The 12,050-nt window shown below is 39.1% G+C and carries 10 protein-coding genes; 7 read left to right on the forward strand and 3 right to left on the reverse strand.

Annotation, left to right across the window (positions count from 1 at the left end):
* The first annotated feature begins 179 nt into the window (after positions 1-179).
* Positions 180-1,436 (forward strand): serine hydroxymethyltransferase, encoded by a 1,257-nt coding sequence (gene glyA, locus AC2SLN_RS00560; protein ID WP_486550285.1) that lies wholly within the window; start codon positions 180-182, stop codon positions 1,434-1,436.
* Between the two features lie 303 nt (positions 1,437-1,739).
* Here glyA and AC2SLN_RS00565 read toward each other — a convergent pair whose 3' ends face one another.
* Positions 1,740-2,348, reverse strand: coding sequence for a LysE family translocator (locus tag AC2SLN_RS00565; protein ID WP_486550283.1), 609 nt, complete (start codon positions 2,346-2,348; stop codon positions 1,740-1,742).
* 125 nt (positions 2,349-2,473) lie between these two features.
* Between AC2SLN_RS00565 and AC2SLN_RS00570 the strand changes: the two genes are divergently transcribed.
* A complete protein-coding gene (locus AC2SLN_RS00570) occupies positions 2,474-3,358 on the forward strand; it encodes a LysR family transcriptional regulator (RefSeq protein WP_486550282.1) in 885 nt (294 codons plus the stop codon).
* Positions 3,359-3,384: 26 nt separating this feature from the next.
* Positions 3,385-4,134: a type 1 glutamine amidotransferase gene (locus tag AC2SLN_RS00575; protein ID WP_486550280.1), complete on the forward strand. Its 750-nt coding sequence runs from the start codon at positions 3,385-3,387 to the stop codon at positions 4,132-4,134.
* A gap of 186 nt (positions 4,135-4,320) precedes the next feature.
* Here AC2SLN_RS00575 and gltS read toward each other — a convergent pair whose 3' ends face one another.
* Together gltS and AC2SLN_RS00585 are read right to left on the reverse strand one after the other, a co-directional pair.
* Positions 4,321-5,595 (reverse strand): sodium/glutamate symporter, encoded by a 1,275-nt coding sequence (gene gltS / locus AC2SLN_RS00580; protein ID WP_486550278.1) that lies wholly within the window; start codon positions 5,593-5,595, stop codon positions 4,321-4,323.
* 678 nt (positions 5,596-6,273) lie between these two features.
* Positions 6,274-7,572, reverse strand: coding sequence for a glutamate-5-semialdehyde dehydrogenase (locus AC2SLN_RS00585; RefSeq protein ID WP_486550276.1), 1,299 nt, complete (start codon positions 7,570-7,572; stop codon positions 6,274-6,276).
* 356 nt (positions 7,573-7,928) lie between these two features.
* Between AC2SLN_RS00585 and AC2SLN_RS00590 the strand changes: the two genes are divergently transcribed.
* The 4 genes from AC2SLN_RS00590 to AC2SLN_RS00605 all read left to right on the forward strand — a co-directional run bounded on the left by AC2SLN_RS00590 (position 7,929) and on the right by AC2SLN_RS00605 (position 11,910).
* Entirely contained in the window at positions 7,929-8,300 is a 372-nt protein-coding gene (locus AC2SLN_RS00590; RefSeq protein ID WP_486550274.1) for a hypothetical protein, read from the forward strand.
* A 573-nt stretch (positions 8,301-8,873) separates the two neighbouring features.
* On the forward strand, positions 8,874-9,710 hold the full coding sequence (locus AC2SLN_RS00595; RefSeq protein ID WP_486550272.1) for an ABC transporter ATP-binding protein: 837 nt from the start codon (positions 8,874-8,876) through the stop codon (positions 9,708-9,710).
* Between the two features lie 436 nt (positions 9,711-10,146).
* On the forward strand, positions 10,147-10,920 hold the full coding sequence (locus AC2SLN_RS00600; RefSeq protein WP_486550320.1) for a transporter substrate-binding domain-containing protein: 774 nt from the start codon (positions 10,147-10,149) through the stop codon (positions 10,918-10,920).
* 150 nt (positions 10,921-11,070) lie between these two features.
* Positions 11,071-11,910: an ABC transporter substrate-binding protein gene (locus AC2SLN_RS00605; RefSeq protein WP_486550271.1), complete on the forward strand. Its 840-nt coding sequence runs from the start codon at positions 11,071-11,073 to the stop codon at positions 11,908-11,910.
* Positions 11,911-12,050: the final 140 nt, after the last annotated feature.

Genomic DNA, 12,050 nt, shown 5'->3' on the forward strand with positions numbered 1-12,050 from the left:
TCATGTTACACTTATTGCCTAATGTGCGAAGTTGCCACCCCCTTAAAATATCTCGTTAAGTGAGGCTAAGTACCTACTTAGACTGGACTTATAGGTTTTAAGATTGAGAATAGACGGTCGGTTGGTTCAGCGCTTGTATTTTTTATATGTCAGCGATGACTTATTTATAGGAAAACAATATGTTTAAAGATATTAGTATTAAAGATTATGACCCAGATTTATATCAAGCCATGGTGTCAGAAACCGAGCGTCAAGAAAGCCATATCGAGCTTATCGCCTCAGAAAACTACTGCTCGCCAGCAGTGATGGAAGCGCAAGGCTCAGATTTGACTAATAAATACGCCGAAGGCTACCCAGGCAAACGCTATTACGGCGGTTGTGAATATGTCGATATCGTTGAGCAATTGGCCATTGATCGTGCAAAAGAGCTATTCGGTGCTGAATATGCCAACGTTCAGCCACATGCTGGTAGCCAAGCGAACTCAGCGGTATTTTTAGCGCTATTAGATGCGGGCGATACTGTATTAGGTATGAGCCTTGATGCGGGTGGTCACTTAACACATGGCGCTCATGTGAACTTCTCTGGTATTAACTATAATGCCGTACAATATGGCTTAATCGAAGAAACGGGTCTCATCGATTATGATGAAGTAGAGCGTTTGGCACAAGAGCACAAGCCAAAAATGATTATTGCAGGTTTTTCAGCGTATTCACAAGTTGTTGATTGGCAACGTTTCCGCGATATCGCCGACAAAGTTGGCGCTTACTTCTTTGTGGATATGGCGCATGTGGCAGGTCTAGTAGCCGCTGGCGTTTACCCAAGCCCAGTACCTTTTGCAGATGTGGTAACAACAACAACGCATAAAACCTTGCGTGGCCCTCGTTCAGGTTTAATTTTATCTCGTGATGACAAGCTGGCTAAAAAGTTAAACTCAGCTGTATTCCCAGGCAACCAAGGTGGCCCGTTAATGCACGCCATTGCTGCAAAAGCGGTTTGCTTCAAAGAAGCCTTACAAGATGATTTTAAAACGTACCAGCAGCAAGTGGTTAAAAACGCACAAGCAATGGCAAAAGTCATCCAAGAGCGTGGCTATGATATCATCTCTGGTGGTACTGAAAACCACTTGATGCTTATCAGCTTAGTGAAGCAGGAAATGACGGGTAAAGAAGCGGATAAATGGCTAGGCGATGCTGGTATTACGGTCAATAAAAATGCCGTACCGAATGATCCTAAATCCCCATTCGTCACTTCAGGCATTCGAATCGGAACACCTGCTATTACTACTCGTGGCTTTAATGAGGCGCAATCTAGCGAGTTAGCAGGCTGGATTTGTGATGTATTAGACAGTCGTGGGGATGAGCAAGTTATCGCTGATACCCGTAAAAAAGTACAGGCTATTTGCAAAGAACTGCCTGTTTATGAAAGCAACCAGTAGTTATTAATATTAATAGTTAATAAGCTTATATAACATATTGGTTTGCTAATAAAACCGCTTAGATAATTGTCTAAGCGGTTTTTTTTATCACTTATAGATTATTAAGTTCTTATAGATTATTGAGTTTAGGGCGTATGGAACCTTACTCTACAATAAGCTTTTACAATCAGGTTTTTTTAAGCTTATTAAACCCTTTTCTAACTCTACCTATACCTTTGTAAAGAGAGGGTGTTCAACTTGTTAAGTAAAAACGTTAAATCATAATATCGACCTTGAAAACTATGGTTTATTCTAAATCATAGTTTATTCCAAATTAGACAACAATAACATCATCCCTAGCAGTCCTAAAATTACACCTATGACACGGTTGATTGCCACCTGTTTGGTCAACATTTTTGCCCGTATTGAGCGCTGTGAAAACAATAAAGCAACTATAGAAAACCAGATAAAATGAGCAAATGACATAAATGCGCCATAGCTCATTAATAGCCACTGGGGGGTATTTATGCTTACAATTTGAGTAAAGGTGCTAATCACAAATAAAGTCGTTTTCGGATTTAGTGCATTGGTAAAAAATCCGTTTCTAAAGGCGAGCCATCCGTCTATAGCTAATGAACTGGCTTTTTCTGTGATAGGGGACTGAGTGAACGTTTTATAGCTTAGATAAATAAGATAAAACGCCCCTATGTATTTGATAATATCTAAAAAGTTAGGCACAACTTTCATAATCAGGTTAATCGCAACTAAAGTATAAGTGACATGAACCAAGACCCCTAGTGCAATCCCTATAGAGGTGAGTACACCTATTAAGCGACCATATAGATAGCTATTTTTAGTGACTACTGCAAAATCTGCACCTGGACTAATCACGGCCAGAATGGTGATGGCGATGACCGCAAAATACTCTGACATTGATATTCCTCAACATAACTTAAAGTAGATAAGAACTGATGACACTCCGAATTAAGTAGTATGTTGACATACCTTTAGGTAGACTAAAATTGACTTATTAACATCATCTACTATGAGTTTTTGGCATGATTGAAAGACTATCTTTAAATGGATTGAAGTATTTTTATTACGTTGCGACACATGGCAGTGTTACTCTGGCTGCCAAAAAGCTATTCGTGACTCAAAGTGCTGTCAGCAAGCAAATCAAAAATCTGGAAGATGAACTCGGTTTCGCACTGTTCAACAGGGTGAAAAAAAACCTAATATTGACTCAAAAGGGAGAGCAACTGTTTACCTGTTGCCAGCAAGTATTTACTCAATTAGACCATTGTTTATTGAACTTGACTGCATTGCCGTCAAACTCGAAACAATTGGTTTTATCTTGCGAGCCTACATTAGCTATGAAATGGCTGATACCTAGGTTAGCGAGCTTTAATCCGTTGGATAACGGTTTTGAAGTAGTATTATTAACGGGTGGGGGCAGTATAGACTTGCATAATAGCCCTGTTAATCTAGCGCTACGACGCAATGATTTTAATTGGGGAGAAGAGGTTATTTATGAAAAAATGGCGGATGAATATGTGGTGGCAGTATGCAATCCGAACATCAAAGCGAGTAATAAACTTCTATTATCATCGTCACGACCACAGCTGTGGCATCAGTTGGCGCATTCGAAGTTGTTAACGGAGGAATTATTAACCTATGAGCACGTCATTTTAGACCATTTTTATTTATGTATTGAGGGCGCTTTAGCAGGGCTTGGCACCGCAGTGGTATCGAGTTATATGGTTGAAAAAGAGCTATCGAGTGAATTATTAGTCAAGGTGCAGCCGCCCATTGTGGATAGCTCATCCTATCATTTATTGTCAGCTACCCCTTTTTTTGAGGACGATAGAAAGATGATATTCAAAAAGTGGCTTAAGCAAGAAATGAGAGACAGTGAAGCGACTGTGTTAAACTTTCATCATTAATACTAGGTCTCATGAAGGAACCAATAATGCTAAAAATACACGCCCTATATCATGTCGATTTCGAACATCTGAGTTATATCAAGCAATGGGCAGATGATAGAAGTCACAGCATTACGACCACCCGTTTTTATGATAATGACGCTCTACCAGATCAGGATAGCTTTGATTGGCTTATTATTATGGGTGGACCGATGAGCATACATGATGAGGCAGAGTTTCCTTGGTTAAGTGAAGAAAAGAGATTTATCAAACAGGCTATCGAGGCGGGTAAAACGGTCATTGGTATCTGCTTAGGCGCACAGCTGATTGCCGATTGTCTAGGTGCCAAAGTTGCTCCCTCTGGTGTCAAAGAAATAGGTTGGATGCCTATTGAGTTAACTGAGGCGGGCAAGCAGCATTATTTATTACAGGATTTGCCAAAACAGGCGTTTAATGTCTTTCATTGGCATGGTGATGGGTTTGATTTGCCAAAAGGCGCGACACCTATTGCTCAGTCAAAGTTTTGGAGCAACCAAGGATTTATTTATCAAAATGAAACTCATAAAAAGCTAAATACATGGATAATGGGTTGGCAATGTCATTTCGAAGTTGTACCAGAGAGTATGGTTGATATGGTTCAACAAGGTGAAGACTATTTGAATAATGCGCTATTAACTAATCCTGAATCGGTTCAAACAGCGGAAGAGATTCTTGAGTTAGGTAAACAGTTCATTCATGATAATAATACTTGGCTGACTACCATTTTGAACCGTATGGTAGATTGTCAAAAGAACTAATTAGTGCAACCAAAATTATTTAATGTATAGGAAATTCATACAGAGAGAATCAGTCAGTTTAATAAACTGTCCTAGTATTTAGAGAGTAGGAAGTTAGAGAATAAGAAGCTAGGTTAAATCTCATAACCTAGCTTCTTTATGCAAAACATTCTAGATATATACAGGTTTAAAGAGTGACTAAATACCCTACATAAACGGTAGGTTTACAAAGATCTGAAGTACCGTTGCATTAACAATATCCACGAAGAATGCGCCAACCATAGGTACAATCAGGAAGGCTTTTGGCGAGGCCAAATAGCGATCGGTAACCGCTTGCATATTGGCAATAGCCGTTGGTGTTGCCCCCATTCCAAAACCGCAATGACCTGCTGACAATACGGCAGCATCATAGTCTTTACCCATGATTCTAAAGGTTACCAGATATACATACCCAATCATCACTACAGTTTGCACAATCAAAATGATGAGTACTGGGCCTGCCAGATCTGTCAATTGCCATAGTTTTAACGACAAAAGCGCCATCGCTAGAAATAAACTTAAAGACGCGTTACCGATCACATCAATGGCTCGGTCGAACATATCAAAGTCAAATACCATCGTTAGCACATTACGGATTATGACACCGCCAGCCAATGCCCAAACGAATGTGGGTAAATCAAACCAAGTTCCTTCGCCGACAACCGTCATAATTTCGGCAAAGGCTAAAGCGGCCGCAAACAAAGCCAAAGACTCAATAGTAGAGGAGGCCGTGATTAGACGGATATTATCAGGCTTTTCAAAAATCTCTTTATTTCTATGAACATCATCCTCATTGTGTTTGGTGCTATACAGCGATTGTTTAGCAGCCAGTATCTCTGTTTCACTAGGATTTGGATTCTCAGGGGTGGGCTTAACACCCATTTGATTAATGAGTCGACGTGCTACTGGACCACCGATTACCCCACCAGCGACCAGACCATAGGTAGCAACGGCAATACCTAACGTGGTTGCACCAACTACGCCATATTGCTCCTCTAGCGTAATACCCCAAGCACCCGCTGTTCCATGCCCCCCCGTTAGGGCGATGGAACCTGTCACTAGTCCTAACAAGGGATCAAGTCCAAGCACACTCGCCATTGAAACACCGACAATGTCCTGTATAACGATAAAGACAGAGACGACAGCGGTAAAGATTAATAACGGTGTACCCCCTGCTTTTAATCGGCCAAAGTCAGCACTCAAGCCGATGGATGCGAAGAACATTAGCATACATGCGGTTTGCAACTCTTGCTGAAAGTTAAAGCTATAGCCCCAAAACATATTAAGAGCATATACAATAATAGCGGCTACTAAACCCCCTGCCACAGGCTCTGGGATATTAAAATCTTCTAAAAAATTAATTCTTTTAACCAAAAATCGGCCAAGTAGCAAGACTAAGGTGGCTAATATCAATGTATAGTAGCCATTTAAAGTCACTTCCATAAGTTGCTCCTTTATAAATATAGTAAAAAGAATAAATATAGTTACTAATAAATATTGTTACTAATAAATTACAGTTATTAAAAAAGTTACTAATAAAAACGTACTAAGAAAAAAGCTGCCTTAATTTGGAATGGAGTAAGTATCCTTTCAAATCAAAGTTTGCTTAGCAGGGTTTATATTTTCCGTAATACTAAATTATTATCTAATACTTGATTTAACATATAGGAGCCTAGGAGCCAAATAAAACTAGGAGTTAAATGAAATAGGAGGCAAATAAAATATAGCCTATCAGCAAAATAAGCTGAGTTCAAAGAATAGGTCTGACCGAGTGTTAAGCCTGTGCTAGGGTAAAAGATAAAGCTAATTTGATCATAAGAAATACATAATCAGTAGAAAAGATTTAAATAGGGCTGAAATTTTAGAATTATAGCAACTTTTTAGTATAGTAGGTAAGTTAACATTATGATTCATAAGGTAAAAACAAACCGTCATCCGAATAGGGTTAGAAAACCAATCGGCGTGTGTGTAGAGAGGCATAGAGAAAATGAATAGTGAATAATGATATTAAAAAACGCCAGCAAAAGCTGACGTTCTATATTTTATTTTATATCTTCTATATGTTATATAAAGTAATGATGGGTAATCATTGAGCACTAGCAAAAATTTTTGTCTTATTCATTAACCACGAACCTCACCATGACCATATACTATCCACTTTTGGGAGGTTAAACCATTTAGACCCACTGGGCCACGGGCGTGAATTTTATCGGTTGAAATACCAATCTCGGCACCTAGCCCATATTCAAAACCATCTGCAAAACGACTTGAAGCATTAATCATCACACTGGCTGAATCGACTTCACGGATAAAACGCTGCGATTTGCTGTAGTTATCAGTAATGATGACGTCGGTATGATGACTTCCATGGGTATTAATATGGGCAATGGCTTCATCTAAGCCATCAATAACTTTGATAGCGAGAATAGGGGCTAAGTACTCAGTATCCCAATCCTCATCATTGGCATCACTTAAATGTCCTGCAAGCTTGGCGTTGTCTTTTAAGATGGCTTTAGCATTAGAGTCTAAACGTAGCTGCATGGCATCATCTGCCTCAACGATTGCTTCAGCAATTTTAGGCAGTAGTTCATCAGCGACGTTTATATCAACCAGTAAGGTTTCCATCGTATTACAAGTACCATAACGATGGGTTTTCGCATTAACACTAACTTCTACTGCAATTTTAGGATCGGCATCGCTATCAATAAAAGTATGGCAGTTGCCATCTAAATGCTTAATAACAGGTACTTTTGCATCTTGAGTAATACGTTTAATAAGCCCTTTACCACCGCGAGGTACGATCACGTCTACATAATCTGTCATAGTAATCAGTTCGCCGACAGCAGCACGGTCGGTCGTTTGTAATACTTGGACGCCATATTCAGGAAGCCCTGATTCTTTTAGTCCCTCTAAGATACATTTAGCAATAGCTTGATTTGAGTTAAACGCTTCAGAACCGCCACGCAGTATAATGGCATTTCCTGATTTAAGGGCTAGAGAGGCGGCTTCTAAGGTCACATTAGGACGTGATTCATAAATCATGCCTATCACGCCTAAAGGCACACGCATTTTACCCAGCTGGATGCCAGAAGGACGAAATGTCATATCAGTTACCTCACCAATCGGATCAGGCAGGTTCGCCACATCTTTTAAACCTTGTAGCATGGATTCAAAGCGGGATTCGTTTAGCTCTAGGCGGTCAAGTAGGGCCGCGTCTAAATTATTTTTATCGCCGTTATCCATATCAGTTTTATTGGCGGCTAAGATATCTGCTTTTGACTGTTGAAGTTTGTCATGGATGGTCAATAGGGCTTTGTTTTTGACCCCTGTATTAGCAGCTGCCAGAAATCTCGATGCTTCTCTGGCCTGTTTGCCTACTTGCTGCATGTAGCTTTTAATATTCGTAATGTTCTGTGTCATTAGTTATCCCTAAGTAAGTCAACGTATTTGAGATAGATTAGCTTATAATTTAGTCACAATTTTGCTATTTAACATAAAACAAATATCCATAATAGTAAAGGGCATGTAACAAGGAGTAACTACCAGTAAGATAAAGTATTCGTACAATCAAAGTTATTTTAACTATCGTGATTTTAAACGTTTGGTCTTCAAGCTTAATGATAACTAAATATTCCTTGCATATAACTTACAAACCGTCACAAACTTTTTCCAAACTAGGCTAATAAGTGCATTTTATAGTTTGTAAAGTATCACTGTAAAACATGAGATTCTTTATGAAATAAACGGTATAGACTTCAAATGAGAGAGGTAATCATATGCGTACACTAAATGTATCATTATTTTCAAAGTTAGTTTTAGTTTCGGCATTAGGTATCGGTGTTGCTGCTTGTAGTTCTCAGAAAGAGGATGCAGAAGCTCGTGGCGATATTGAAACGCAGAGCACACCCCAAGACCAAATTGTGGAAGATCAACTCGAGCAAAATCAAGCGGATAAGATGCAAAACGATATGCCAAATGACTCTGATATGCCTAATACCTCTAATGATGCTCCTAATGCTTCTGATGAATCAAATGAAGCTAGTGAATCTAAGAGTATTAATGATGCCGCAGTTAGCGAAATTGATAATATTGATAATGCTGATGTTGTTGATGGTACTGAAAAAGAGGAAAATATTTCGACCTATTAATTTGTCCATTACGCTCTATAGTGGTTAATCTTTTAGTAATTAGTTTTTAATCTATAAATTACCTATAAGTTAGGTTAAGTTCACTTAGGGTTTCTTATAGTGATAAATACCTATTACTCTTAATACCTATTACTCCTAATGCCTATCACTCTTAATGCCTATCACTCCTAATATTGCCAATATGGTTGGGGTTAGCCTTTACCATATTGGTATTTTTTTAAAGGCGTATTGACGATTGCTGTAGGAATGTTTTATTGCAAAATTGTTTTATTAGGGCGTGTCCTCAATTCGTACAATTGCATTTAAATGGGCTAAAAATAGCTAAATCTTGTCATACCACGTCAAATAACGGGGAAATATCTCGATATTTACCTATTATTTTCCTTGTCTGACTGCGTTTTATCTTATTTTTATCTCCATCTTCAAAATGAGGACACGCCCTAAGAATTAATATTTTTTGGTAATAGAGTGGCATTAAACGGTATAAATTATTTTGGTCTACAGCGATAACTTAAGTTGCTATAATATAAATCTAACTTCTGTTTTAAATCACTATGGATCAACCCTTTCATTATGCCGCTAAATACATCAGATCGCTCAATTGCCCTAGATTTGCAAAATATTCATAAGAGCTTTGGCTCACTTGAGGTACTAAAAGGTGTGTCACTCACAGCATATGATGGCGATGTCATCTCTATATTAGGCTCATCAGGATCTGGTAAGTCAACTCTTTTACGCTGTATCAATTTACTGGAAAGTCCAAGTCAAGGTAGTATTACTTTAGGTAATGAGTCACTGGAATTGGTCGCTGATAAATCGGGTAACTTGCGTGCTGCAAATAAAAAGCAGCTTGAAAGCTTTCGAGCGAGAATAGGTTTTGTATTTCAAAACTTTAATCTATGGCCGCATAAAACCATCATCGATAACATTATCGAAGGGCCTACCCAAGTTTTAAAAATTAGCAAAGATCAGGCGATAAGTGACGCTGAAGTGCTGCTAAACAAAGTCGGTTTATTTGATAAAAAAGATGCCTATCCGGCTAATTTATCAGGTGGTCAGCGCCAACGTGTTGCCATTGCTCGCGCATTGGCAATGAATCCTCAAGTATTATTATTTGATGAGCCAACATCAGCACTAGACCCTGAATTGGTCAATGAAGTACTGGCAGTAATGCGTGATCTTGCTGCTGAGGGGCGTACTATGTTAATTGTGACGCATGAAATGCGCTTTGCGCGCGATGTGTCGACTCAAGTGGTTTTTTTGCATCAAGGGCGTATTGAAGAGATGGGCACACCACAGCAAATTTTTGATAATCCAACCTCAGTGCGGGTGCGTGAATTTATGGCATCGCATCGTGCAGATGCTAATACGATACCACCTGCCACTTCTGAGGTTTTAATATTAGATTAAGTCGTCTATTGTGTCATTTATATGTATTAAGTGGTATTGAGTAGAGGTAAGCATTGAGGTTCAATGCTTACCTCTTTTTTTAAATATAGTTTGAGACACGCTAGCAAACATTAATGACAAAATTATGACCAATCAATCGAAATAGTTTGTTTTTACAACTACTGTAAGGTATTATTTTTGTATATAAACTTTGCTCAATCATTATTGTTACCCCTATTTTTGTCAAATAAAGTCATTTTAAGACTTGCTAACAATTTATAATCTGCTCTGTGATATCGACTTAATTACCTTTGGCCGGTTATTAGCAGATTAATTATGTTGCGCAAAAGTTAATGAATAATTTAAGCCACATTTGGCTATGGAGAAAGAAAGTATGAATTTTTTAAACACCCCGCTATGGAGTACAAAGCCAGTGAGTAAAAAGCTATCTCGTACGATGTTGTCTTCCATTGCTGTAGCAAGCATCGTTAGTTTAGTAGGATGTTCCCAACCCGCTGATGAGACGACAGCTCAAGACGAGGGGGCGGCCTCTACCGGTGAAGCTAAGTCTATTCGCATTGCAACAGAGGGTGCGTACCCCCCATTTAACTATACCAACAATGATGGTTCTTTAGGCGGCTTTGATATCGATGTGGCAAATGCTGTGTGCGCGCATATGAAAGCAGAGTGTGAAATAGTTGCCCAAGATTGGGACGGTATTATCCCTGGTCTTTTAGCTAATAAATATGACGCTATTGTAGCGGGTATGTCCATCACACCTGAGCGTTTAGAAAAAGTAGACTTCTCTGAACCTTACTTTAAAAATACGATGGTATGGCTTGCTAAAAATGATGGTAGTTTTGATCCAAATAATATTTCAGGAAAGGATTTAGGCGGACAGCGCTCAACGACATTAGGCGCTTATCTACAAGATAATTATGATGGTCAAAATGGCAACACTGTTAACTTGTATGACACTTATGAAAATGCTTATCTTGATCTAAAGTCCGGTCGTGTCGATGCAGTATTGGCTGAGAAAGTATCAGCAGCAGATTGGTTACCACAAAACCCAGATTATGGTGTCATTGGTAATGAGATTGATAACAATGACAACATTGGTATTGCGATTCGCAAAGGTGATGATTTAAAAGCTGATTTCGACGCAGCAATTACAGCCTTACGCGACAGTGGCGAGCTTGAGAAGCTTGAACAAGCAAATTTTACTAAGTAGTAGCAGTAGCACTTAAGTCTTTGAGTGCTTAAATCGTTGAGGTTGATGTAGTCCAGTATAAAGTATAAGTAGTAATCCTTTATACGGACTTAACAGCTTCACAGCCACTATTAAACATATCTCCCTTATGATGACGATCAGGATGACAAGATGACACATGTAAAGACTGACAAAAAATGGGCGCTACTACCCCTTGCCTTATCAGGGTTGATGCTTGCAGCTTGTAACAATAGCAGCACGCAAACTGAGACAGAATCAGACAATGCTACCAAAGCTGAACAACCAGCTGAGACGATTAGAGTCGCTACTGAATCAAGCTATAAACCTTTAAGTTATACCGATGCTGATGGAAAATTAATTGGATTTGAGATTGATCTAATGAATGCCCTGTGTGAAGAGATGAAAGCAAACTGCGACATCTCATCGCAAGAATGGGATGGGTTAATTCCAGGACTGCAAGCCAAAAAGTTTGATGCAGTTATTGCTGGTATGTCCATTACGCCAGAACGTTTAGAAGTTATCGACTTTACTGAGCCTTATTTAAATAACGGTTTAATCTTTGTCGCTAAAAAGGGCGATGATATAAGTATTGATAATGACCTAAGTGGCGTCTCAGTAGGGGCACAGCGTGCTACTATTGCGGCCCAATACATTGAAGACAACCATCCCGATGCAAAGATCAACCTATATGATACGCAAGAAAATGCCTATCTAGATTTATCCTCAGGTCGTATCCGTGCTTTATTATCGGATAAGGTAACCGCTGCCAACTGGTTGCAAAGTACAGAAGGTAATGACTTTGAGCAAAAAGGCGATGAGTTTAGTGCAGATGATGCAATGGGTATTGCTGTGCGTAAAGGCGATGAATTAGCAGGCAAGTTTAATGAAGCGATTGCTGCACTAAAAGAGAATGGTAAATATGATGACATTGCAGCCCCATATTTTGGTACGGCTAGCACAGCAGCAGCGCAACAAGCAGCTGCTCAATAACACGTTGTAACTGTAAAGAAGCCTGAAACACTATCAAATCATATTCAGCTTAGTTGATATTAGTTAGCTAATGTTAGTCGGATGATAGCTACGGGCATGATTAAATGCGTACATGCGTAAATGTGTATAAGGTAAGTGAG

It is taken from the genome of Psychrobacter sp. CX90 (assembly GCF_057396305.2).